The sequence below is a fragment of the Capnocytophaga sputigena genome (genome assembly GCF_900446695.1).
Taxonomy (GTDB): domain Bacteria; phylum Bacteroidota; class Bacteroidia; order Flavobacteriales; family Flavobacteriaceae; genus Capnocytophaga; species Capnocytophaga sputigena.
The window spans coordinates 141,984-167,107 of the sequence record NZ_UAVP01000007.1; the positions used below are offsets into that span (position 1 = coordinate 141,984).

Below are 25,124 nucleotides of genomic sequence, written 5' to 3' on the forward strand. Positions count from 1 at the left end.
AAAAGTAGTATATTTTTCCCATATTGTGTATATTTACACACAACTTTAACAATTATTTAACGTTGTAAACTGATTTGCGGTAGGTTTTACAAGCATTTGTAAGAGGAAGTTGTTTTTATGACGCAATAATTATACCGTTTTTTTAGGTTTCAGGGGTTAGGGGTTAGGTTTTAGGTTTTAGCAAATTGGCAAATTGACAAATTATTACTACTTTTGCTTTCTGATTGAAAATAACAACTTTATGCGCACACTGCTTATCGCTCTTTTCTCCTTTTGTTTTAGCACTGCTTTAGCCCAAAAAGCAGATGCCGAAACAGTGCGCTTTATAATGTCGCTTGATACGGTGAAAGAGAACCAACAAGCTGCAGCAATCAAACAATTTATAGCTGAAACATTTCCATCTCAGCAGGGGGGTAACTCTCCTGCTTATTGGCTTACCAAAGTGCGCTTGCTAAAAGCTGAAAAGAAAAAAGATAGTATTACTTATGCTTTAAATGCAGTGCAACTGAAAGATAATCAATATGAATTAGCAGTTTTGCACTTTGTAGAGAGTTTGCAAGCAAAAAATGAGTACAAATCGTTAGCACCTCACCAAACTGTAAAAGCTCTCTTGCAACAAACCCAAATAGCAGAACAACACCATTGCCGAAATGTATACAGATTATACGATGAGTTGGCTAAGTATGCTTACCTAAATGCGTTGAGTTTTGGCAATTATACCGAAAGCAAAAAATACGTACAACAATATATAAATCACCACCCTTACAAGCAGTACCCCCGCGTGCGACAACGGTATTACGATATTTGTTGTATGATTGCCCTCAGCGAGAAAAACATCAGTGATTTTGAAAAATACTACGCATTAGCGGCTCCTTTAGCTAAAAAATTGAACGAGCCTGAAGCTCTCAATCGCTTGCATCAGTTTGAAGCCGAATACTACAAACTTACAGGCAAAAACGCACAGTCACTGGCGATAATGCAACAGAGTTTTCAAGTGGCAAAAAAGCGCCGTAATCTTTCCCCTCAGTTGCTTCTCAATATGTCGCGTACCTTTCTGCAAAACAAACAGTATGATTCGGCTATCTACTACTCACGCGAGGCAATTGCAATGAATCGCGCTATCGGTGCTGATCCTGCGAACAGTTTTAACTACTATCGCGCTCTCAACGAGGCTTATAAAAAGAAAGGTGATTACCGCAATGCTTACTACGCATTGGATACTGTACTCACCCTTTTCGCAGCTCGCGAAAAATCCATACAAGCCGATAAAAACAACGAATTGCTCACTCAGTTCCAAACCGAGAAAAAAGACCTGCAAATCAGGACTCTAAAAATAAACAACGAGTTGAGCGAAAAGAGAATTTCTCAACAGAAGTTCCTCATTATAACTATTGTATTCTTTCTGGGGGTAATTTTGGTGTTGTTCTATCTCTTTTACAACCGTAGGCTGTTGAAAGCTAAAAACAAACAACTCCAAGCTGAAAACAAACAATTGCTCTTGGAACAACAAACCCGACAACTACAACTAAATCCGCATTTTATATACAACGCAATCGCTAACCTGCAAGGACTTGTCGGCGATCAGCAAACTGAGCGTGCCAATAGTTACCTCGTAGCTTTCTCTCAATTTATTAGAAAACAATTGGAGTTAAACCGCGAAGAGACGATCACCTTACAAGAGGAAATAGAAGCCATTGAAATTTATGTAAAACTTCAGCAAATGCGATATGAGAATCGTTTTACTTTTCACGTGGAAACCGATTTGGATACCGAAGCCTACTTGATTCCGCCTATGCTCATTCAGCCTTTTGTAGAAAATGCTATTGAACACGGCTTTAAAAATATCAACTACCAAGGAGTGCTCACGCTCACCATAGAGGAAAAAGGCAACAAACTGCATCTTATCCTTATTGATAATGGCAATGGCAAAGGGGTGCCTAACCCTCATAAAAAATCGCTTTCTAAACTGATTACCCAAGAGCGTTTAGACCTTTTGTTTAACACCCAACAAAAAGGCAATGCTTATTTTGAAGCTGCCCCCTTGTCCCCTCCCGAAACGGGATACCGAGTAACAATTGTAATCCCAGTAATACCCTCTTAACTGATATGAAAGTTTATATTTTAGAAGACGAAACTAATATTTTAAAATACCTCATCTCCTTAGTAGAGGCTCTTCCGTTTGTGCAAATCGTAGGCTATGCTTCCGAAATTGCTAAAGCCGAAAAAGAAATCCCTGTTTTGCAACCCGAACTCATTCTTTCGGATATTCAGCTTGCTGATGGCAATAGTTTTACACTTTTTTCACGGATAAAAACTGATAGTTTGCAGATTATTTTTATCACCGCCTTCAATCAGTTTGCTATGGAAGCCCTAAATTTAGGCGCTTTTGCCTATCTGCTAAAACCTATAGACAAAACTACTCTAAACGATACCCTATTGCGCTGTTACCAAAAACAAGAGCAGTACAAGTTCAATCAACACCAAATGCAATTGGCAATGCAGTATTACACCGAAAAGAAAGAAGTGACCAAACTCGCTCTCAAAACTTCTGATTGCATACAAATAGTACCCGTACAAGATATTGTGTATTGCCAAAGCGATAAAGGCTATACTACCTTCTACCTCGCCGATAAACAGCAAATTGTAGTGAGTAAAGTGCTAAAAGAATACGAATCGCTGTTGCCCGAAACGCAATTTGTGCGTTGCCACCAGTCGTATTTGGTGAATAGCACCTATATAAAGAAGTACTACAAAGATGGACTTTTAGAACTTACTACCGGTCATACGCTCCCCGTATCCGACCGCAAGCGCGAATACGTACAAGATTTTTTGTTGAAAAACTAATTGGCAAATCGGCAAATTGTCAAACTTCTTCCGCACTTATTTACCCAACTTCCGCGAATATTGAAATTCTTCTTTTTATAATTATATATCTCATACTTTTGCCTCAAGAGATACCTCCTTTTTTAGTTTCTTTTCTTTTGTAGATTTTGGAACTAACCCTTATCTATAAACTTTGAAATAAAAGTTTAACAAAAGTTTAACTTTATTTTAACAAATGGGGGGGGTAAATTCTTAACTTTGCCGCGTGAAATTTATAAACAAATAACAAAAAATCAAAAAAGTAACATCTATGGGACTCTTAGACAAGAACATCACCATTACTTTTCTCAAAGGAAAAGTATCTTTAGAAGACTTATTTGAGCTATTAAAAGAAAAGCTCAGTAACAAGTATGAGGTAAAATTTCTCAAAAAAGGTAGTGCAGCCGCTCAGTTTCTGGGAACTGGTAATGCTGAAGATCGCATTTTTGTAGCCAAAAACGCTTATCACCGTACGCTCATCACCACCAAATATGCTCCAATGACCGATGATATGAGCCGTGAGGATACTTACCTCGGTTTTGACCGCAGTACTATGAAAGGTTGGCTCAAAATGCTTTACTCTGAAGGAGGCTGGATAGGGCAATGGATTATCAGAACTATATACGGTAGCAACCAAGATTTTGATACCGATATCCTCGACGCTATCAACAGCAAATACCCTGTACAACAAAAAGACCAAAATGTAGGCATTTCAGCCTTGTGGAAGAAAAACAATTAATTTTAAATATAAATATCGTATGAAAAAAATCGTATTCGTAGTAGGGACAGTAGTAGCCCTTTTGATTACCGCTTGTGGTGGTAATGACAACTCTAAAAAAGAGGATAAAAAAATAACTTTTGCCGATAAAGATATTATCGGTGTGTTGAAAACGGCTTTAGAGAAAAGTCCTTTAGCTGATAAAGAGTTTACTAGAGTACATTTTGGGAGTGAAGGTCCTATGAACGATGTGTTTAAGGATATTTCGGTTGGTTATTTTAACCCAGGTGACAAACAATTTTTCTCTCAACACGTAGATGCTCAGGGAGTAGCTGTGGGTGAACCTCAAGCTCGTCCAAAAGACAGAGATGATGAGTTTATCTTCAAAGCAGCGGATATACCTTATGCTCGCATTGGTACTGAAATACAAGAAGCAAAGAAATTTTTAGCAGAAAACAAAGATTTTGCTGATTTTCATAACTTTACTGTTTCCGAAATTATCATTGATAAACAAAGAAGAAGCAAATTTCCCAATCATATAATGAATACCATCTATATTGATATGAATAAAAAGGGTGAATCAGAAAGTTATTACTACAGAGTCCATCTTTTAAAAACTGAAGAAGGTGGTAAGTTTGAAGTGTCTGAAAACTAATAAAAATGAATTTAACAGAAGCCCAAGAACTCGTACTAAAGGAATGTGAACGCGAAAAGAAAATCGCACTTCGCAACCTTATTCTCGTAATTGCATTGGTGGTGATTGTAATAACACTACTCGCTGTTTTTGCTTTGCCTTTTATCAGCAAAGCACTTAGCAGCAGCGACAGCATTCCACCTCATATCAAGTATATCCTCCCCGTTGCTATTTTGCTCTCGCTCTACTACCCTATAATGCGCACTCGCACTATCTTTACCCGCGCTAAAAAAGTAGATGAATTTTTCGCTCTTTTGCAACAAGGTCAGGAGGTGCGTATCCAGAATGAAATAGAGACCTACCTCACTACCGTACCTTTAGGAAAAGTGAAGTATCAGTTAGACCCTATTACTTATTTATACGTATCTATAGGAACGCAAAATTTTGAGTTGCCTATTGCTAAATATGCAGCCCCCGAACTGAAACGCGTGCTCAACCAGCCGCAAAATTTAGCTACTTACAACACTGTAATGCAAGAGCTTTACAGCGATGAAACAACTTCTTCACAAGCAACAGCTCCTCAAGAAACGATTGTGCTCAAACCTGTTGAAGAGTTTTGCACTTTTGCTGAAAACGAATTTGGTGCTGAACTCGCTGCTATGGAAAAAGGGCGTACCACTACCCAAAAAATGACTTATGTGCAATTCGCCTTTGCCTTTGGATTAATAGGTTTGATAGGTTTCTTAGTCGCTTCAGGCAGATTGAGTTTTAGTAATCCTGTGAATATCTTTATCGTAATAGGTATCATCACTGTAGGGAGTTATGTGTGGGGTATGCTCTCCAAACGATATGCTCAAAACCAACTCTCTGGCGCTGGTGATTATACCCAAGTGAAAAAGAAAATCTTTGGCAAATTAGTGAATTATATCAGTCCGCAGTTTGCTTATTACGAGAATGCACACATAGGTATAGCCGAATTTTTAGATTCGTTGTTGTTCAAAGCAGAACGTTATACTCTTAAAGGAGGTGACCAAATCGTAGGGTATTACAACGGAATGCCTTTCCAATCGAGCAATCTCAGTGTTACATTTCGCCCTAATTTCCGCAACGAAAAAGAAGGTGATGATGTAGTTTTCTACGGGAATTACTTTGTAGCGCGTTCTCCCAAAAAGTTTGAACACCCTATTGTAATCCACCCCGTGAAAGGTTTCTTTAGCGACCTTAAAGACAATGAAATAGCTACTTACCTCAACCGCGGTGGAGAAAAAATACGCTTAGAAGACCCCGAGTTTCAAAAACAGTTTGAAGTGTATTGCGACGACCAGATTACAGCGCGCTATGTGCTTACTCCAGCCTTTATGCAACGCCTTAAAAAACTGAACGAACGTCACAAAGGACAAGTGTATATCGCTATTAACAAGTACAATATTGTGATCGCTACCAACGAAGGCAATGCCCTAATGCGCACCGATAATTCGCCTACCGCGATGCTCTTCCAAAAGATAGACCTCGCTATGGTAGAAAGTGTATACCGTGAACTTATAGAACAATTGCAAATGCTTGACACAATAGGGGGTAGGGGATAACCCTAACCCCTGACCCCTGAAACCTAACCCCCGCCCTATGATAACCTATATTTTAATCGCAGTAGGAGTACTCCTATTAATTTTTGTGATTGCAGCGTTCAACAGTTTGTCTAAACGCAGCAACCAGATAGAGAATGCCATTTCGTCATTAGACGCTTTGTTTATACAGCGTTCTGATTTGATTCCTAACCTCATTGCCACTACCAAAGAGTATATGGCTTATGAGCAGGATACTCTCAGGCAAATCACCGAATTGCGCCGTCCAGTGCAACCCACACTTGCCGAGAATCCTTATCTGCAACCCGATGAAGCGAGCACAACTATCAGGAATATTATGCTACAAGCCGAAGCTTATCCTGAACTCAGAGCCAATAGTCAGTTTGTGCAACTGCAACACGCTCTCAGTGATTGCGAAGAGCAATTGGCAGCGGGTCGTCGTTACCTCAGTGCTTCCATTACTGATTACAACGACCGCATTGTAGTATTTCCATCCAATGTAATAGCTTCTCTCTTTGGCTTTAAAAAATACGAATGGCAATACGCTACCGAAGCCCAACGACAAAATGTAGATGTCGCTGGATTATTTTCTAATTAAAAATAGAGGATTATTTTGTTTATTTACAAATAATTACTATTTTTGCCCATTATTAGTAACAAATAAAAATTGTAATACAATGAAAAAACTTAGTATTTTAGTAGGCACTATCGTTGCCTTAGTAATAACCTCTTGTGGAGGTTCCCTTTTTGGAGATGACCTCATCAGTAAAGAAGGAATAGACAAAGCCAAAGAGATACTCACCAAAGATCCTTTTGGCGACAAAGAGTTCAATTGGGTAGAACTCAAAACTAAAGAAGCTTTGAATAGCAAATTCGATGAAGTGGCAACCAGCTACTACGATCCAGCTGTTCAAAAAGATGTGAAACAAACTTACAACAGCACTTCTAAATTGGGTGACCCTGAAGTCGACCAAACAGCAAGTATTAGAGCTAATGCAGGCTTGAACAAGGATAAAGAACGTTTCAAAGTATCCGAAATTCCTTTCGATAAACTTCTATCCGAAGCACAAGACGGTCTCAAATTCTTTAGCGGTTTAGAAGAAACTGCCGAGTATGAAGATTTCAACATAAACGAAATCTCTATGAAAAAAGAAAACGGCAAACTTAAAACCGTCTTCAAAATTGATATGACTAAAAAAGGTGAAAGTTCTTATCGCCGAGGAAGAGAACGTATCACTAACTACTACGAAGTGAGAATTTTCCGCGGTGAAAATGGTGAGTGGGATTTAGTAACTGATTAACTATGAAAAAGATATTCACTTTACTATTTGCTCTTACACTCGTGGCTTGTATGCCAGGCGATAAGGGAGCAAACCTCAACAGCCCCGAAGGACTAAAAGTAACTCAAGAACTTTTGCAAAAAAACTTTGCTAAGTACAACAATATTACAGAAGTTTCGTTTGGAACTAACAGAGGTGTGATAGATATCATCACAGTGAGGTTCAATAAAGGTGAAAAAGACTTCTATGCAAATTATGTTACCTATAACGACCAAGTAAATGAAACTGAAACAGGCTTGTCTTCTAAGCAAGGTCGCACTTTTAGTTTGAGCGAGGTCAATCTATCAATAGTACCTAATTTGATAAAGAAAGCTGAAAGCCTTATTCTAGAAAAAGACAATAAGTTCAATACTTTCCGTATGGATAAGTTGAATTATGAAGTTCAAGAAGATGGTACAATAGAAGTTTCTTTTGTAATAGATGCCATACACCCCGCTACTTCCTATTACGGAGAACGCAAAGGTGATAAAGGGCATCTCAGCTTTGAATTTAAAGCTGATGCCAATGGCGAGAATGTAATAGCTACCAAAGGTTTGACTATTTAGTACCTAAAAAAGCTCATAAAAAAAGCGATTCAGCTTCACGCTGAGTCGCTTTTTTTGTTTATTGTCAATTCTCAATTGTCAGTTGAGCAATGTATTTCCCATCTCTTTCTTCAACGGTGTACTGGTGTTTTTCGGGGTAAAGCAATCTGAGTCGTTTCTTCAAATTATCAATGCCAATCCCTGAATTATACAAACTTTCATTCGTAGGGATAATCGTGTTTTCACTTCTAAATAGTACCTTATTGCCTTCCACTCTCAAACTGAACGACAATTCTGTTGCCTCCGTCGCTGATACCCCGTGCTTAAAAGCGTTTTCTACCAAGCTGATAAACAGCAAAGGTGCTATGGTGAGTGGGGGTAGTTGCTTCGGGAAATCTACTCGCACCGTAGTTTTATCGGTGAGGCGCAACTGCATTAAGTTGATGTACTGTTGCAAGAAATCTACTTCCTCTACAAGGCTAATTTGCTTTTGGTCACTGTTTTGCATAAAGTGACGCATCATCTTGCTAAGGCTGTGTACACTCTGTTGTGCCTTTTGAGGGTCAAAAGCAATAAGCGAATAGATATTGTTCAGCGCATTGAAAAAGAAATGCGGCTGAAGTTGGTATCTCAATTGAGTAAGGTCGGCTTGTAGCTTCTGAGCTTTTACTTCTTTTTGAGCGATTTCCAAAGAAAAATTGCGTTGTGCATAGCGTATTGCCATTGCAAAAACTACTGGCAATAAATTCGACAGAAAATCAAAATACATAAAAGCGTGGAAAGGAGGCATCTTGTGTTTACTCTTGTGAAGGGCAAAGTACGAAAAAAGCTCGTATTTGCTGTATGAAATACATAAAATGAGTGCCACTGCTACCCATATAAAAAGTATATATCGTTTTTTAAACCATAGTTTATCAATAAGCCAATAGAAACTGATGTAGAACAAAAACATCAAAAAAGGCAATGATATAAGCGAACGGTAAAGCGCCTCCTCAAAGCGTTGATTGCCTTCGGAGATAAAGATAAGGGCAGGCAGAATACAAACCACTGCCCAAGCAGCTATGTGTGTTAAAAGTTTCATTCTTTATACTTTGATGTTTTTAAATAACTTTCTGTAAAACTCTTGATGATTTCAGAGGAATAGTCTCCTCCTTTGGCATAAGAAATACCCATAACTTCTAAAGCTATAGCTTGGCACTGCTCATCATTAATAGTAATGGCTTTACTATCTAATATTTCTCTAACAATAACCATACACTTTTGCAGGTCTTCTGTTGTAGCATAAGGAGGTAAAGTTATTTTCATCAGTTCTTATTATTTCTAATTACCTATGTGGCTCGCACTATTCGTATCTAAGGGCGCTAATAGGTTCTAACTCGGCTGCTTTGCGGGCAGGATACCAACCGAAGAACACCCCTGTAATGGTACATACTAAGAAGGATATTACGATAGAATACAAGGTGATACTCACTGGCCAGCCTATGAACAGCGATACGCCTACAGTAGCTAATAAGCCAATAATTACGCCTAATACACCCCCAATAATGCTAATAAGCACCGACTCGATGAGGAACTGCGCCAAAATATCCTTACCCTTAGCCCCAATAGCCATACGCAAGCCTATTTCCTTAGTGCGCTCTTTTACTGATACGTACATAATGTTCATAATGCCTATACCGCCCACGATGAGCGAAATGCTGGCAATAGCTACCAATAAAATAGTGAGCATCTCGCTGGTAGAGCTAAATGTACTGATGAGTTCTTGTTGCGAAAACACATTGAAATCATTCTCTTGTGCAGCCGAAAGATTATGCGTGCGCTCCAAAATTTTCTTCACTTGGTTTACTGCATTCTCCGACTGACTTTCATCTATTACAGAAGCCACAATACTCTGCAAGAAAGTTTGCGTCAAAATACGCTTTTGTACTGTAGTATAAGGGGCGATAATCATATCGTCTTGATCCTGACCAAAGTTGCTCTCACCTTTTTTGGTAAGGATACCAATTACTTTAAAAGGGATATTCTTAAAGCGTATGGTTTGCCCAATAGGGTTTTCGCCATTAGTGAAGAGGTTCTTAGCCACTGTTTGCCCTATCACGGCTACTTTGGCAAAATTAGTAATCTCATCTTCACCAAACATACTCCCTTCAGCCACACTCCATTCGCGTATGGGCAGGTATTCGGTATTCACGCCGTAGATAGAGGTAGGCCAGTTGTTGCCCCCTGCTATACTTTGTCCGTTGCCACTTACTACGGGCGACACATATTTCAGTAGGCTACCTTCTTTTTTAAGGGCTTCGTAATCCGTCATTTTCAGCGATTGCATATCGCTCATACTCATACGCACCCCGCCCATCATACCCGCCCCTGGGCGGATATTGAGCATATTAGTACCCATTTTAGAGATATTCTCCTTGATGCTCTTTTTAGAGCCCTCGCCAATGGCAAGCATCGTTATCACTGAGCCCACCCCAATGATGATGCCCAGCATTGTAAGCATAGCCCTTGTTTTGTTAAGCAAAAGGGCACGCCACGCTATTTTAAAAAGGTTTTGTATATTCATAATGTTAATTAGCAAATTAGAAAATTAGCAGATTAGGGAATTATGTAAGGCCAAAGAGGTTCTCCTATAATACGGGTTTTGTACTTACCTTTTACTATTTGCCAGCACACTTCGTAAGCATTGGCACCATCACCATTGTGTGCAATGATATAAAGGATATCATCTTCCTTATCATAATAAGCAAAATTGTTAGTGTCCCAAATGCCAATCTCATACAAATCATCATAAGCACTTTTAGGGATAGGTACGTTTTTGCCATTGATAGTTACAGTAATACTCTTGTAATGGTCTTTAGGTAGGAACTCATCATTATATAGTCCTTGTACCCGTTTTCCATCAATGATATACTCACTATACTCTTTGTGTTTTTTCTTGGTAATCTTGTGTTTAGTTTTATCAAATGGCTGTCTTGTAAGGGTTACGCTAATGCCTTTACCAGCAATGGTGATACTATTGCCTTGCTCTTTACCTTTGCCAATAGAAGGAAATTCGCTTATCATCTTTAGGCGACTTTTATGTACATAGCCTTTATCTACAGCAATCCAATTAGGGGGAGTAGGTTCATCTTCCCAAAAATAAACATTCACAAGGGTATTTGCAGGTAGTGTGCCTACGATTTTGCTTTTTACATTTTCTTTAGCGCGAATGTTTACATAGCCGTTTTTGTCTTTTACTACGGCATAATCTCCAAAAAGACCTTGCGCAAAGGCGTTGGTCGTAAGGAGGAAGAATAAAATAAGTAAGTGTTTCATATTCAATAAGTAATTGATAACAAGCTATTTATCAAGTTATTTGTTGCTTTCCATACTTATATAAGTATCGTTTGAAAGTTTTTTAATAGATTTCAGATGTACTCTCTACCCAATTTGAAACGCTAATAGTAAATGTTGGCAATCCTGCTTCTTTTTTAAAGTGGTTCTCCCACTATACGGGTTTTATACTCACCTTTTACTATTTGCCAACACACTTTATAAGCATTGGCACCATCACCATTGTATGCAATGATATAAAGGATATCGTCTTCCTTATCATAATAAGCAAAATTATTATCCGTATAAAGCCCTATCTCATACAAATCATCATAAGCACTTTTAGGGATAGGTACGTTTTTGCCATTGATAGTTACAGTAATATTCTTGTAATGGTCTTGAGGTAGTGAATCGTCTCCTCCATATATTTCTTTACCATCAATGATTAATTGATCATAACCTCCCAGGTCTTTCTTAGTAATCTTGTGCTTGGTTTTATCAAATGGCTGTTTAATAAGGGTTACGCTGATGCCTTTACCAGTAATGGTGATACTATTGCCTTGCTCTTTAGCCCTGCCAATAGATGGAAAGTCTTGTACCTTCTTTAGGCGACTTTTATGTACATAGCCTTTATCTACAGCAATCCAATTAGGAGGAGTAGGTTCATCTTCCCAAAAATAAACATTCACAAGGGTATTAGCAGGTAGCGTACCTACAATTTTGCTTTTTACATTTTCTTTGGCGCGAATGTTTACATAGCCGTCTTTATCTTTTACTACGGCATAATCTCCAAAAGGACCTTGGGCAAAAGCGTTGGTCGTGAGGAGGAAGAATAAAATAAGTAAGTGTTTCATAAAATTTCTAATTATTTTCTACAATACAAAAATCTACACCACAAAGGAGTATTGTGGTTGTCGGTAATAAGGTCTATTAAATTCATATCACTAACTTTTTAAAATCTCCCGTAAAGTATTAAAAACTTTCAAAGAAAAATCATTTTCATCAATGGCTTCTGGAAGCACTAAGTAGTAATAATATACCTTTGAAAAAATACAATAAAAATCATTGTAAAAACTATCATAAGGCTCCTGCTCAAACTCAAAGTATTTTGCCCCACAGTTTAGATTAGTTTCCTTTAGTTCCAAACAAAAACAACCTTCTCCATTGATAAGAGTGTTATAACCTTTCTCGTCGTGTAGGGTAAGCATCTTTTTATTCTTCCAAAAGAAATAACCTCTGAGTTATATTTTATTTGTTATAAATGTTACCTAAAGTAATTTTACATTAATTATCTGTGTTTTACAATTTAGAAATCACTAATTTCCAAATCTCAGTTTTGCAATTCTGAATTGTGCGAACAGTGTTCGCACTTTTTTAAATTACTACAAACTCTTAAACTACGGTTCTCCGATGATACGGGTTTTATACTCGCCTTTTACTATTTGCCAGCATACTTCATAAACAAGATACCCATCTCCATTATGTGCAATAATATAAAGTATATCATCTTCCTCATCGTAATACGCAAAATTGTTAGTGTCCCAAATACCAATCTCATACAAATCATCATAAGCACTTTTAGGGATAGGTACGTTTTTGCCTTTGATAGTTACAGTAATACTCTTGTAATGGTCTTTAGGTAGGAACTCATCATTATCTAATCCTTGTACCCGTTTCCCGTCAATGATATACTCACTATACTCTTTGTGTTTTTTCTTGGTAATCTTGTGTTTAGTTTTATCAAAAGGCTGTTTGGTAAGGGTTACACTGATACCTTTACCAGCAATAGTAATACTATTGCCTTGCTCTTTACCTTTGCCAATAGAAGGAAAATCTTCTACTTTTTTAAGGCGGCTTTTGTGTATATAACCATTTTTTTCATATACCCAATTAGAAGGATTAGGAATATCTTCATTATTTAAAAAATTGTATATGAGTGTATTATTAGGCAAAGTGCCTACAATTTTGCTTTTTACGTTTTCTTTAGCGCGAATGTTTACATAACCGTCTTTGTCTTTTACTACGGCATAATCTCCAAAAGGACCTTGCGCAAAGGCATTGGTCGTAAGGAGAAAGAGTAAAATAAGTAACTGTTTCATAGCTGTTTTACAATATTAAATTGTGCGAACAGTGTTCGCACTTTTTAATTCCCCCGAATTCGGGGGAATTAAAATTAGGATTGCTTAATTCCTCCCAAACACCTAAATACTCAATCGTATTCTTATTCGTAAGCCATTTCTCTATCAAACGACTTCCCTATTCCTGATTTATAGTCATATCAGTTAAACTTATATAATCAGCTTCATTAATCACTCTGATATTTATTTCAACATCTTGTACTTTAAGTTTATTATTTGTTGGTGTCATATATTTGGTAATTTTTAGTTACATCATTAAAGTGGTTCTCCGATGATACGGGTTTTATACTCACCTTTTACTATTTGCCAGCACACTTGGTAAGCTAAACCAGCTTCGCCATTAACTGCATAAATATAAAGTGCTTCAGCTTCCTCATCGTAATATATAAATCTGTTTAAATATCTGTCATATAAAATTCCATGCAAATCATCATAAGCACTTTTAGGGATAGGTACGTTCTTACCTTTCATAGTTACAGTAATACTTTTGTAATGGTCTTGAGTTAGTGAACCGGATTCTCCATATATTATTTCTTTACCATCAATGATTAATTGTTCATAACTTCCCTGGCCTTTCTTAGTAATCTTGTGCTTGGTTTTGTCGAACTTCTGTTTGGTAATGGTTACTTTTACGTCCTTATCATCAAAGACGAGACTATTGCCTTGCACTTTTCCTTCTATAGCACGAAAGTCAAATATTTTTTTCAAGCGACTTTGATGCACATACCCTTTATCAACTTCAATCCAGTTAGTAGGGTTAAATTCTTTATCAAAGAAACCATACACAAGTGTATTGTTAGGCAAAGTGCCTACAATTTTGCTTTTTACGTTTTCTTTAGCGCGAATGTTTACATAGCCGTCTTTGTCTTTTACTACGGCATAATCTCCCAAAGGACCTTGCGCAAAAGCGTTGGTCGTAAGGAGCAGGAATAAAATAAATAAGTGTTTCATATAAAGTAATTTTTTTGCAAATATACTGATTTTTTCAACTTAGTTAAACTATAAAAGATGAGTTATATTGAGATGTTTTTACAAATACTCTCTATTCTTCCTCTGCTGCCCAATCGTAAAAACCGCTTTCTCGCAATTGGGCTTCATACTGCTCAATAGTTTGTTCATCGTATTTCTCTCTTTGGATAAACTTTTCCTTTCCAAAATAAATATCCATTGGGTTCAGTCCATAGAGTTGAGCGATGAGAGTTGCTAAGTTCATACCAGAACAATGCTTGTGAAGCACATAAATCATTAGCCTAAAATCTGTTTCCTCTATTTTCGGAAAAGCCTTTTTGATAAACTGAAGTGATTTCTCAAACCACACTTTCTCTGGGGCTACTACGTTATTCAGCCATTCGGTATACCACATCTCAAAGGTGAGTTTTTCTCCCTTCTCGTTAAGCTCAGGCGACAGTCCGCCATAATCCTGACGACTATCGAGCCATATATAGCCTTTTTCCTTACCATTCACCACCAAAAGATAAGAAGCTCCGTGCCCTATATGGCATATTTGCAAGCAACCGCTGATGCGCTTTGTATCCATATAGGCTTCCAGCTGCTCTTGGGTGGGGCGTTCACCACCATCCCAATCAATACTATTAAGCCATTCCTCTTCATTCCAACGCTCGGTGTAAGGGAAAGGCGTAGAGAGGTCTATAGTCCGGTCTTTCCACATCAAATCTTCCGTTGCTTCCTTAAGGGAACGCAATCCGTAATCGGGACCCACACAGCCATTGGCGATTTGGGTGATAAAAGTACGATAATCTGCAGGGAGAGTGATACGATTTTCTTTCTCTATTTTGGCTACCTTGGCTTCTTCCAATACGGGGTTCATATATATACCGCCAAATCGTTTTAGCTGAGGAAGTTCTAAGATGATTTGTATTTTCTTTTTGATTTCTTCTATATTCATATATGTTGAATTGTGCGAACACTGTTCGCACTTTTCGGCAAAGATACTGATTTTTCTCAACTTAGCTAAAGTTTTAAAGATGAGTTACGAGAAATGAGTTGAAGACTATATGTAAAAGACATTAGCTTGAGACTTATTTTTATACTTCATTTTATTGAAGATACTCACTAAAAAACGCCTCCAACTTATCAAACGGAATTACTCCAGCTTGATTGTCGTAAAAATCGGTGTGACGTGCATTAGGGACAATTAGCAGTTCTTTTTTCTCGCTTCCAATTAACTTGTAGGCATCTTCGCTCATATAGCGAGAATGGGCATTTTCTCCCGCAATCATAAGGGTTGGTACCTCAATTTCATTAGCATAGGCTAACAGAGGGAAATTCATAAATGAAAGCAGCGTAGTGGCTGTCCAAACGTAATTGGAAACTGAACGCTCGTGGAAACCTCGTGGTGTTTTGTAAAACTCAATATAATCATTTAAGAATTCAGGTACTTTATCTGAAGGGGCATCGGGCATAGGGTAACCTGGGGAGGGAGTTCCTGTTTCGGCATCTTTCCAACGGATAGCATTGAGCGAACGCTTCATTTCTAAACGCATTTCGGGTGTATTGGCATCAAAATAGCCTTTGCTAAACACACGTGACATATCGTACATTACCATCGTTGCCACTGCCTTAATACGTGTATCGATAGCAGTAGCATTCAGTGCAAAACCACCCCAACCACAGATACCTATAATTCCTATTTTTTCTCTATCTACAAAAGGTTGAATGCCTAAGCAATCTACCGCTGCCGAAAAATCTTCGGTATTGATATCGGGTGATGCTACATTACGAGGCTCCCCACCACTCTCTCCCGTATAGGAAGGGTCAAAGGCTAAGGTTACAAAGCCTCTTTCTGCCATCGTTTGGGCGTAAAATCCAGAGGCTTGTTCTTTTACAGCTCCAAACCCACCGCAAACAGCAAGGGCAGCAAGTTTTTTATCTTCGCTGTTTTTCGGGAAGTACAAGTCACCAATAAGGGTGATACCATAACGGTTTTTGAACGATACTTTTTTGTGTTCAACTTTATCGCTTTTGGGGAAAATCTTATCCCAAGAAGCAGCGTTTACAGGGTTTTCAGTGTTTTTGTTCATATTGATAATATTTTTTTGGTTTATACAATCTATTCATTATGAATGAAGGCGTTCTTTACTTTTGCGTATTCTTCTTAAATACAAGCCTATAGCTAAGTACATCAATGTTGGAATAAGACCAAAAAGAGGAGATACTAAAAGTGTTTTATCGGCTGAAATAATAGTAAATCCTTCTGAAATGAGAGGGTTAAGAGCGTCTTTCATTGAGTGCATCAAAACTACCAATAAAAGTGAACGCGATAGAAAGAAAATTTCGGTGTACATTATTGTCCAAACAGCAATAACCACAAAGCTCACCAAAACAAATAACACTTTGCTATAAGGGAAAAAGGTTGCTTGATAAGCATCGTCTAAGAATATGAGATTGTATGGGAGGTGCCATATTTGGCATATGAATGCCACCACTACATAAATCAACCATTCATTTTTGGTGAGTTGTTCCATTTTTACGGTGAGATACCCCCGAAAAGACGATTCTTCAAAGATATTTTTGATAAAAACGGGTAAGAAAGCAGCTGCAAAAACAGGGAGATAGGCGGCAAGACTAAACTTACTCACATCTACCCAACCCAATAGTTTGCCAACAAACAGTGTTATACCAATAACAACGGGATAAACTGCAATAGCAAAGATATACCAGTGAGTGTTTTGCTTGAAACGAGGTTTTAAAGGAAAATCTTTCCAACCATCGCCACCCAAAAGGCGGAGCAAAATCATACACACAATAGGAGAAGCAATAAAAATCCCTGATCCTAAAGACTCTAAATTAGAAGGTTCGCCAAGCAACTGGTTTACTCCAACGCCTATCCATCCGCAAGAGATGGCTACCAAGCTAAATAGGATTACATTCCGAAGTGTTTTTTTACTGGTTCCCATATTAAGGCAGATTTATTTTAATATTTCTAAAATTTTATCTTCGTCGTAAACAAGCATACCCACTGCGACCAATGAAGCGATACCATGTGCCAACATCCAACCTTTAGCAATGTCATTTTTCAGCTCTTCATCAGGTAGATTTTTGCATTCTTCGCTATTTTTCATTATTTCAACCACTCGCTCACTTTCCGGAAAAATGTCAGTAAGTTTTACATTGGTAACATTATCCATATAAAAAGCCTTGAATAGAGCGGACTCGGTGTGTGCCATCCGCACATACCCCAGTCCTAAATCCAAAAGAGTATTGCCTGTTTTTGAGTAACTGAGTACTACACTTTGTAGGAAGGGCAGTGCTTTTTTACAGATTTCAGCCTTAAGGTCGTCCATATTTTTATAGCACCAATAGATGGGCTGAGTGGAGCAACCTATTTGCTTGGCAATATTTCGGGCTGAAAGCACTGCAAAGCCCTCTTTTCTCACCATCTCAAAAGCTGTTTCTATAATTACTTCTTGCGTTATTGTTGTTGATTTCGGCATAATTATTTAGTATAACACTTGTAATATAACACCTGTTATTTTTTTTGCAAAAGTAGTACAATTTTTTAAACCTGCAAATTTTTTGGGAAAAAAGATTCATCTTGTGCGGCTCGCATTTGCCTATGCGGCTCGCACCATCATTCGTATTTCGTCATTCGTAATTGTGTCAACTGTTCTTTGGCGTTTAGTCTATCGGTTACTTCCTTATCACTGATGATATGCCCATCTTTCAGTACAACTGTGCGTTTGCTAAATTGGGCAATATCGTCTTCGTGGGTTACAAAGCCTATGGTGCTACCTTGGTCGTTGAGGCGTTGGAAAAGCTCCATTACCTCATAAGAGGTTTTAGTGTCAAGATTCCCCGTAGCCTCATCGGCGAGAAGGATAACAGGGTGGTTTACAAGGGAGCGCGCAATGGCTACCCGCTGCTGCTGTCCCCCTGAGAGTTCACTGGGCAAGTGGTTCAATCGCTTTTCTAACCCCACACTGATAAGGGCTTCGATAGCGCGCTCACGGCGTTCTTTGGCTGATACTTTAGGGTTGTACATCAGTGGGAGTTCTACATTCTCAATGGCTGAGGTACGTGCTAATAGGTTATACGACTGAAAGATAAACCCTATTTTCGTGTTGCGTATATGAGCCAAATCGTTCTTGCTCATATCTTTCACCGAGATACCATCTAAAATGTAATCGCCAGAAGAGGGGCGGTCTAAGCACCCCAATATGTTGAGCAAAGTTGATTTACCCGACCCACTTGGTCCCATAATGGTTACGAACTCTCCTTCTCTGATGGTCAGGTTGATGCCTTTCAGGGCGTGTACCGTCTCGTTGCCCATCTGGAAGTTGCGCTTCATATCGCGTATATCTATAATGGCTTTTTTCATCTATTTAGCTTTTGAATTGTTTCTATTAGGGCGTTTTGGCATAAACGGACTGCTACTATCGCTGTTCTTACTGTCGCCTCCAGCCACTTGCGGGCGGTCGCCTTGCAGGTTAGTGGCTACTTTCTCACCAACGTTGAGTCCGCTTACTACTTGCACGTTGATACCATCATTGCTACCTATGGTTATGGCTTTTTTGGCAAGACTACCATCGGTGTTTACTACCCATACGTATTTTTGTTTGCCCTTGCCGTGCTGTACTTTAGGAACTTCAGCTGTAATACCTTTTTGAGCGTAATATTGTAGTAACACATCGGTATCAGGAGTAAAGTTGATAGCTTTAGCGGGCACGATAGTTACGCCTTTCAGTTCATTGGTATAAATAGCAATGGTTGCGGTAAGTCCTGGTTTCAGTTTTTCATCAGGGTTTTCAGCCTCTACTATCACCGTATAAGTTACCACGTTTGATGAAGTGGTAGGCGATAGACGCACTTGAGTAACGCGTCCCACAAATTCTTCTTGAGGGTAAGCATCTACGGTAAAACTCACGCGTTGCCCCACTTTCACTTGTCCTATATCGGCTTCGTCTACATTCACCTCCACCTGCATACGCTTGATGTCTTTGGCTATTTTGAAGAGCGTAGGCGCACTCATTGAGGCGGCTACAGTTTGTCCTTCTTCAACCTCTTTGCTGAGGATAATCCCGTCGATAGGTGAATAGATATTGGCATAGCCTAAGTTCGTTTTCGCCTGATTGAGGGTCGTAAGGCGTTGTGCTACATTGGTCTTCGCATTGTTAAACTGATACAACGCTTGCTCATAATCCTGCTGACTAATCACTTGGGCATTGTACATTTTTTGCTGACGCTCGTAATTCTGGCGGTAATAATTCAGTTCGTTAACTGCTGATTGGTAATTGGCAGTAGCATTTACAACCATTTCTTGTAGATTGGTTTTGTCGAGTTCTGCTAATAGCTGTCCTTTCTTTACTTGGCTGTTGTAATCCACATAGATTTTGCTCACCAACCCCGATACTTGGGTACCTACTTCCACCTCATCTACTGGCTGCACGCTACCTGTAGCGCTTACTTCGGTAGTAACATCACCTTGGGTAACTTCATCGGTTTGTAGTACAATAGGCGTTGGTTTTTCTTTCATAAAGAAGTGATATACCCCAAAAGCCACTACCGCTAATAGCGCAATAATAATAATTTTTTTGATGTGTTTTTTCATTGTATCTAGTCGTTAGTTATTAGTCATTAGTTGTTAGACAATGTTCTTTAGATTATTTTTTAGAAAGATGACCGTCGCTACATTCCCCCTCCTTGGGAGGGGGTTAGGGGGAGGACTCCCATATAAAACTTCAGCAACTGTACATAGAGTGCCGACATATATTTGTTTTGTAAATACGTTTGTTCGGCAGTGAGGTAAGCATTTTGGCTCACCAAAAGTTCCGTGTTGGTAAGTCCACCAAACTCGTGTTTCTTCACAGCTAAATCGTAAGCTAATTTAGCATTATCGCGAGCCGTACGCGAGGCTGCTTGTTGCGCTTGGTGAGTGGTAGCGTTCTGCCAAGCAGTTTCTATCTTGGCATACAATTCTTTTTCAGCTTGTTGTTCTTCCAAAATAGCTTGTTGCTGGGTAATCTTGGCGAGTTTCACATTGTTCTTGTTTTTGTTTTGTGAAAAGATAGGAATATTAAGTGAAGCGCCTATCGTCTGACCAAAATTACTGTCCAATTGCGTGCGATAACTCAAATCGTTGAGGTTTGAATAACCAGTGTTTACACCTGCTTGTAGCGATAGGGTAGGGGCATAACCCGCTTTAGCTATTTTGATATCCTTTTCGGCTATTTTTTGCTGTGATTGATAGATTTTTAGGTTAGGGAGCGTTTCTTTGGCTTGAGCAAACACCTCGTCTTTATTAGGGATAATCGCTACATCCTCATCGTTAGGAAGGTCGAGAGCAATAGCAAAGTCGCTATTAGGAGGGAGCTCTAAAAGTTGTTTGAGCGTTAGCACACGGTTAGCATACTGGTTTTCCGCCTGAATGATAGCGTATTCATTGTTAGCGTGACGCGTTTCTATTTCTGCCAAACTGAGTTTAGCTATCGAGCCATTGGCAAACTTAGTTTGTGCTTGCTTGAGTTCTTCAGCCGAGGAGAGCGCTGTGTTTTTGGCTACTGCAATCCCTTCATAGCTGTAAAGTGCTTGCAAGTAGGCTTCCAGCACACTCAGGGTGATGTTGTTCTTCGCTTCTTGCACATAGAGTTCGTTCTGCTCGAGCAACAGCTTGCTGCGGTCTATTTGTAAATTGATTTTATTCCCTTGATACAGAGGCACAGAGGCTGATACTCCAAAGTTGTTAGAGAACGTACGGCGCGATACCCGTTCGTTAGAAATCTGGTTGATTGCCGACCCGTTGTTGAGGTTTGCCGATGCCGACCCGCTCACCGTAGGCAAGCGGTTATCCTTTGCCTGATTGAGGTTGATTTCAGCCGTTTGCTGGTTGAGTTCTGTTTTCTTCACAGAGATGTTGTGCTGCACGGCGTAGTTGATACAATCGGTTAGTGACCATTGTTTGGATTGTGCTATAGTCCATAAAGGAGATAGCAAGAGAGATATGTATAAAATTCTTTTCATAGGCTTTAGTTTTTTTAGATGAAAGAAGAAGGTGAAAAAGATATTAGGATAGTACAATGAAAATTATCACCCTCTTCTTTACAATTTAATAACCATTTTTTATCATTTAGCTGATGCAAAGATAACTTGTAAAGGTAGGGGAAAACAAACTTTATCGACGAAAAGGTTAATTTTGTCGACGAAAAGGGGAAATCTCTCTATCTCGAAAAAATCTCTTATGTAATTTGCTAATTATCAAATTGGCTAATTGACAAATTATTGCTACCTTTGCCCCCGATAAAGAAATATGTAATGAAAACAATTCGTATAGGTACGCGTGATAGTGAGTTGGCTCTTTGGCAAGCTAAAACCGTACAACACCAATTAGAAGCTTTAGGATACTCCACTGAAATAGTTAGTACTAAGTCTCACGGCGATATAGAACTCAGCAAACCACTCTACGAAATGGGAGTTATAGGTATCTTCACTAAAGCTTTGGATATTGCCCTGCTCAACGGTGAGATAGATATAGCAGTACATAGTATGAAGGATGTGCCTACCGCTTTGCCCGATGGGATTGTAGTAGGAGCAGTGCTCAAGCGGGGGAATCCTCACGATGTGTTAGTCTACAAAGGCGATCTTTCGTTTCTAGATGTCGAAATAGCAACTATCGCTACCAGCAGTTTGCGACGCAAAGCACAATGGTTGCACCGCTATCCACATCACAATATAGAAAACTTGCGTGGCAATGTGAATACTCGCTTGCAAAAACTTGCCGATAACCCTTGGAATGGGGCTATCTTTGCAGCAGCAGGCTTGGAACGCATTAACAAACTACCTGAAAATCACCTGCGACTCGATTGGATGTTTCCTGCTCCCGCACAAGGGGCTATAATGGTCACACTACACGAGGACAACGTGCCATTACAAGGTGTGCTTTTGCGCATTCACGATGGTAATACCTATGTGGCAACGCAAGTGGAACGCGCTTTCCTCCGTGCTTTAGAAGGCGGTTGTACAGCACCTATCGGAGCTTTTGCTCAGTACGACGGACAACAAAAAGTGTATTTTAAAGGCGGATTGTGGAGTGAAGATGGTAAAAAAGCGGCTGTAATAGAAGAAATTCTCACTCAAATAAACGAACATACGGGTGAGCAACTCGCCGAAAAAGTAAAATCCAAATTTGAAAATTGATAAATTAATTATTATGTTATATATCAAACAATTATTACAAAACGGAAAAAGCATACACGAGGAAATTACCCTCAAAGGTTGGGTGCGTACCTTTCGCAGCAACCGATTTATAGCCCTCAACGATGGCTCTACTATCGATAACCTCCAAGTAGTAGTAGATTTTGAAAATACAAACCCCGATATACTCAAACGCATTACCACAGGGGCAGCTATTGAAGTAAAAGGGAAATTAGTAGAAAGTCAAGGCAAAGGTCAGTCGGTAGAGTTACAAGCTACCGAGGTAGTGATTTTAGGTGATAGCAATCCCGAAGAATATCCTATCCAGCCTAAAAAACACTCATTGGAATTCTTGCGCGAAAATGCTCACTTGCGTGTGCGCTCTAATACTTTTAGTGCCGTGATGCGCGTGCGTTCTACTTTGGCATTTGCTATACATAAATACTTTCAGGACAACGGATTTTTCTATGTAAATACACCTATTATCACCGGTAGTGATGCCGAAGGTGCTGGTGAGATGTTCCGTGTAACTACTTTGGATGCTAAAAATCCACCACTTACCGAAAATGGTGAAGTAGATTATAAAAAAGATTTCTTTGGTCGTGAAACAAACCTCACAGTGTCTGGTCAGTTAGAAGGTGAAACCTTTGCAATGGCGCTCGGCAAGATTTATACTTTTGGACCTACTTTCCGTGCCGAAAATTCTAATACTTCACGTCACTTAGCTGAATTCTGGATGATAGAACCCGAAATGGCGTTCTATGATCTTATCGACAATATGGATTTGGCAGAAGATTTCATTAAATACGTGCTCAAATATACTTTAGAAGTGCGTCGTGACGACCTTGAGTTTCTTGATAAACGTTTCTTAGAAGAAGAAAAAACTAAACCGCAAAACGAGCGCAGCTCTATGTCGCTTATTGAAAAACTTGAGTTTGTAATTCACAATGAGTTTAAACGCGTGAGCTATACTGAAGCAATTGATATTCTTAAAAATAGCAACCACAACAAGAAGAAGAAATTCCAATATCCAGTAAACGAATGGGGAGTAGATTTGCAAAGCGAACACGAGCGTTACTTAGTAGAAAAACACTTCGAGTGCCCTGTAATTCTCTACGATTATCCAGCGAATATCAAAGCGTTCTATATGCGATTGAATGACGATGGTAAAACAGTACGCGCTATGGATATCCTCTTCCCTGGTATTGGTGAAATTGTTGGAGGTTCGCAACGTGAAGAGCGTTATGATGTGCTCAAACAAAAAATCGCCGACCTCAATATGGATGAACAAACGCTCTGGTGGTATCTCGACCTCCGCAAGTTTGGTACAGCTGTACACAGTGGTTTTGGTCTTGGTTTTGAACGTTTGGTACTCTTTGCTACAGGAATGACTAACATTCGCGATGTGATTCCTTATCCACGTACTCCACAAAGCGCTGAGTTTTAAGAAATGATTATAATAAAAAAGAGGGTTATCGTTGCGATAACCCTCTTTTTTTAAGTAAAAAATATTTTACATAGAGTATTTGTTTACTTTTTCTTTAGCTTTGATAAGATCAAGACCAAGACTGTTGATTTTTTGCTGTTTGTCAAGCAATTTACCTTTTAGTTTAGCTTCGTCTTGAGGAGAAAGAGTACCTTTAGCTTTCTTTATGTCAAATTTAGATTGCTCTTTAGCTAAATCACCTTTAGCTTTAGCTATTTTAGCTTCTACTTTACTTACTTCACTATTAGCTTTGCTTAATTGTTCTTTTCTTTTTAGAGCAGCTTTTTCAGCTTTAGCTCTTTCTTTAGCAGCTTTTTCTTCAGCTTTAGCTTTTTCTTTAGCGGCTTTTTCTTCGGCTTTTCTAGCTTTTTCAGCTTCTTTTCTAGCTTTTTCTTCAGCTTTAGCTTTTTCTTTAGCGGCTTTTTCTTCGGCTTTTCTAGCTTTTTCTTCAGCTTTAGCTTTTTCTTTAGCGGCTTTTTCTTCAGCTTTTCTAGCTTTTTCAGCTTCTTTTCTAGCTTTTTCTTCAGCTTTAGCTTTTTCTTTAGCGGCTTTTTCTTCAGCTTTTTTAGCTTTTTCAGCTTCTTTTCTAGCCTTTTCTTCAGCTTTGGCTTTTTCTTTAGCAGCTTTTTCTTCAGCTTTTATAGCTTTTTCTTGCTCTTTTTGCAATTTTTGTTCTGCTTTTAGTTGTTCTTTTTGAGTTTTAAGTTCTGCTTCAGAAGTTGCTTGCTCAACAGTAGTTATTACTGGTGCAGTAATAGTGGTGTCGATTACAGAGCCTACCTCTTCTACTTGAGCTAAAGATACCTGAGCTACAAAAAGCCCAGCAAATAAAGTGATTGTACGTAATTTCATATTTGTTATTATTTAGTTTTTTACGGTGCAAAAGTAAATAAAAAATATTTACAAATGCTTTTTTTACAAAAGTTTAACATAAAAAAAGTCGCCTACTAATGAGGAGTCGTAGGCGACTTAGGGAGTAATTAAAATATAAATAGTTATGGATTATTGAACATTCCCTCTGATACGCAAACCTTTTACAGGTTCTTTTTTAGCGTTAGAAGTTACAGTAATCGTTTTGCTGATGGGACCAACACGATTAGTGTCGTATTTTACTTCAATTTTCCCTTTAGCTCCTGGTGCTACAGGTTGGTTTGTCCAAGAAGGAACAGTGCAACCGCAAGATGAAGCTACGTTAGTAATTACGAGCGGTGCTTTACCAGTGTTAGTAAATTCGAACACACGCACGCCATCGGCACCTTGTTTGATGTTACCGTAGTCAATTTCTTCAGATTTGAAAGAAATCTCAGCGTCTTGGGCATAAGCCATTACACCAAAAAATGCTAAAAATACAAATGTTAAAAACTTTTTCATAGTATAAAA

Annotated in this window: 26 protein-coding genes and 1 pseudogene; 10 read left to right on the plus strand and 17 right to left on the minus strand. The window is 38.8% G+C overall.

What is annotated here, in order from left to right:
- Positions 1–241 precede the first annotated feature (241 nt).
- The 8 genes from DR017_RS04555 (at position 242) to DR017_RS04590 (ending at position 7,682) form a co-directional block, all read left to right on the plus strand.
- Positions 242–2,101, plus strand: coding sequence for a sensor histidine kinase (locus DR017_RS04555; RefSeq protein WP_002680005.1), 1,860 nt, complete (start codon positions 242–244; stop codon positions 2,099–2,101).
- A 5-nt stretch (positions 2,102–2,106) separates the two neighbouring features.
- Positions 2,107–2,844 (plus strand): LytR/AlgR family response regulator transcription factor, encoded by a 738-nt coding sequence (locus DR017_RS04560; RefSeq protein ID WP_002679826.1) that lies wholly within the window; start codon positions 2,107–2,109, stop codon positions 2,842–2,844.
- 289 nt (positions 2,845–3,133) lie between these two features.
- The gene (locus DR017_RS04565) at positions 3,134–3,601 is read left to right on the plus strand and encodes a hypothetical protein (protein ID WP_002679891.1); all 468 of its coding nucleotides are present in this window, start codon (positions 3,134–3,136) and stop codon (positions 3,599–3,601) included.
- A gap of 19 nt (positions 3,602–3,620) precedes the next feature.
- Complete coding sequence (locus tag DR017_RS04570; RefSeq protein WP_002679922.1) at positions 3,621–4,235, plus strand: hypothetical protein; 615 nt, start codon at positions 3,621–3,623, stop codon at positions 4,233–4,235.
- 5 nt (positions 4,236–4,240) lie between these two features.
- Positions 4,241–5,800 carry a DUF3137 domain-containing protein gene (locus tag DR017_RS04575; RefSeq protein ID WP_002679916.1) on the plus strand — a complete coding sequence of 520 codons (1,560 nt, stop codon included), beginning with the start codon at positions 4,241–4,243 and terminating at the stop codon, positions 5,798–5,800.
- Positions 5,801–5,837: 37 nt separating this feature from the next.
- Complete coding sequence (locus DR017_RS04580; RefSeq protein WP_002679893.1) at positions 5,838–6,395, plus strand: LemA family protein; 558 nt, start codon at positions 5,838–5,840, stop codon at positions 6,393–6,395.
- 79 nt (positions 6,396–6,474) lie between these two features.
- On the plus strand, positions 6,475–7,098 hold the full coding sequence (locus DR017_RS04585; RefSeq protein ID WP_002679840.1) for a hypothetical protein: 624 nt from the start codon (positions 6,475–6,477) through the stop codon (positions 7,096–7,098).
- A 2-nt stretch (positions 7,099–7,100) separates the two neighbouring features.
- Positions 7,101–7,682, plus strand: coding sequence for a hypothetical protein (locus tag DR017_RS04590; protein ID WP_002679881.1), 582 nt, complete (start codon positions 7,101–7,103; stop codon positions 7,680–7,682).
- A 64-nt stretch (positions 7,683–7,746) separates the two neighbouring features.
- Here the strand turns inward: DR017_RS04590 and DR017_RS04595 are convergent, their stop codons facing one another.
- The 15 genes from DR017_RS04595 to DR017_RS04670 all read right to left on the minus strand — a co-directional run bounded on the left by DR017_RS04595 (position 7,747) and on the right by DR017_RS04670 (position 21,088).
- Positions 7,747–8,742: a sensor histidine kinase gene (locus tag DR017_RS04595; RefSeq protein ID WP_095909100.1), complete on the minus strand. Its 996-nt coding sequence runs from the start codon at positions 8,740–8,742 to the stop codon at positions 7,747–7,749.
- Positions 8,739–8,966, minus strand: coding sequence for a hypothetical protein (locus DR017_RS04600; RefSeq protein WP_002682099.1), 228 nt, complete (start codon positions 8,964–8,966; stop codon positions 8,739–8,741). The genes DR017_RS04595 and DR017_RS04600 overlap by 4 nt, the downstream gene beginning before the upstream one ends.
- 37 nt (positions 8,967–9,003) lie before the next feature.
- Positions 9,004–10,224, minus strand: coding sequence for an ABC transporter permease (locus DR017_RS04605; RefSeq protein WP_002682085.1), 1,221 nt, complete (start codon positions 10,222–10,224; stop codon positions 9,004–9,006).
- Positions 10,225–10,256: 32 nt separating this feature from the next.
- Positions 10,257–10,976 (minus strand): SH3 domain-containing protein, encoded by a 720-nt coding sequence (locus tag DR017_RS04610; protein ID WP_002682093.1) that lies wholly within the window; start codon positions 10,974–10,976, stop codon positions 10,257–10,259.
- A 155-nt stretch (positions 10,977–11,131) separates the two neighbouring features.
- Positions 11,132–11,827 (minus strand): SH3 domain-containing protein, encoded by a 696-nt coding sequence (locus DR017_RS04615; protein ID WP_002682112.1) that lies wholly within the window; start codon positions 11,825–11,827, stop codon positions 11,132–11,134.
- A 90-nt stretch (positions 11,828–11,917) separates the two neighbouring features.
- On the minus strand, positions 11,918–12,181 hold the full coding sequence (locus tag DR017_RS04620; RefSeq protein WP_002682110.1) for a hypothetical protein: 264 nt from the start codon (positions 12,179–12,181) through the stop codon (positions 11,918–11,920).
- Between the two features lie 189 nt (positions 12,182–12,370).
- Positions 12,371–13,072, minus strand: a complete 702-nt coding sequence (locus tag DR017_RS04625; RefSeq protein WP_002682104.1) for a hypothetical protein — start codon at positions 13,070–13,072, stop codon at positions 12,371–12,373.
- A gap of 294 nt (positions 13,073–13,366) precedes the next feature.
- Complete coding sequence (locus tag DR017_RS04635) at positions 13,367–14,062, minus strand: hypothetical protein (protein ID WP_002682094.1); 696 nt, start codon at positions 14,060–14,062, stop codon at positions 13,367–13,369.
- Positions 14,063–14,153: 91 nt separating this feature from the next.
- Positions 14,154–15,017 carry an SMI1/KNR4 family protein gene (locus DR017_RS04640; RefSeq protein WP_002682088.1) on the minus strand — a complete coding sequence of 288 codons (864 nt, stop codon included), beginning with the start codon at positions 15,015–15,017 and terminating at the stop codon, positions 14,154–14,156.
- Between the two features lie 151 nt (positions 15,018–15,168).
- Positions 15,169–16,152: an alpha/beta hydrolase gene (locus DR017_RS04645; RefSeq protein ID WP_002682114.1), complete on the minus strand. Its 984-nt coding sequence runs from the start codon at positions 16,150–16,152 to the stop codon at positions 15,169–15,171.
- Positions 16,153–16,188: 36 nt separating this feature from the next.
- Positions 16,189–17,028 carry a CPBP family glutamic-type intramembrane protease gene (locus DR017_RS04650; protein WP_002682115.1) on the minus strand — a complete coding sequence of 280 codons (840 nt, stop codon included), beginning with the start codon at positions 17,026–17,028 and terminating at the stop codon, positions 16,189–16,191.
- Positions 17,029–17,040: 12 nt separating this feature from the next.
- Entirely contained in the window at positions 17,041–17,565 is a 525-nt protein-coding gene (locus DR017_RS04655; protein ID WP_002682082.1) for a TetR/AcrR family transcriptional regulator, read from the minus strand.
- 137 nt (positions 17,566–17,702) lie between these two features.
- A complete protein-coding gene (locus DR017_RS04660; RefSeq protein WP_002682105.1) occupies positions 17,703–18,449 on the minus strand; it encodes an ABC transporter ATP-binding protein in 747 nt (248 codons plus the stop codon).
- Positions 18,450–19,679: an efflux RND transporter periplasmic adaptor subunit gene (locus DR017_RS04665; RefSeq protein ID WP_002682101.1), complete on the minus strand. Its 1,230-nt coding sequence runs from the start codon at positions 19,677–19,679 to the stop codon at positions 18,450–18,452.
- 77 nt (positions 19,680–19,756) lie between these two features.
- A complete protein-coding gene (locus DR017_RS04670; protein WP_002682096.1) occupies positions 19,757–21,088 on the minus strand; it encodes a TolC family protein in 1,332 nt (443 codons plus the stop codon).
- A gap of 291 nt (positions 21,089–21,379) precedes the next feature.
- Here DR017_RS04670 and hemC point away from each other — a divergent pair, with 291 nt between their 5' ends.
- The gene (gene hemC / locus DR017_RS04675) at positions 21,380–22,261 is read left to right on the plus strand and encodes a hydroxymethylbilane synthase (protein WP_002682108.1); all 882 of its coding nucleotides are present in this window, start codon (positions 21,380–21,382) and stop codon (positions 22,259–22,261) included.
- Positions 22,262–22,274: 13 nt separating this feature from the next.
- Positions 22,275–23,705: an asparagine--tRNA ligase gene (gene asnS, locus DR017_RS04680; RefSeq protein WP_002682083.1), complete on the plus strand. Its 1,431-nt coding sequence runs from the start codon at positions 22,275–22,277 to the stop codon at positions 23,703–23,705.
- Between the two features lie 66 nt (positions 23,706–23,771).
- Here the strand turns inward: asnS and DR017_RS14540 are convergent.
- Positions 23,772–24,176: pseudogene (locus DR017_RS14540) on the minus strand (hypothetical protein); the annotation flags it as partial.
- A gap of 570 nt (positions 24,177–24,746) precedes the next feature.
- A complete protein-coding gene (locus tag DR017_RS04690; RefSeq protein WP_002681708.1) occupies positions 24,747–25,115 on the minus strand; it encodes a DUF1573 domain-containing protein in 369 nt (122 codons plus the stop codon).
- Positions 25,116–25,124: the final 9 nt, after the last annotated feature.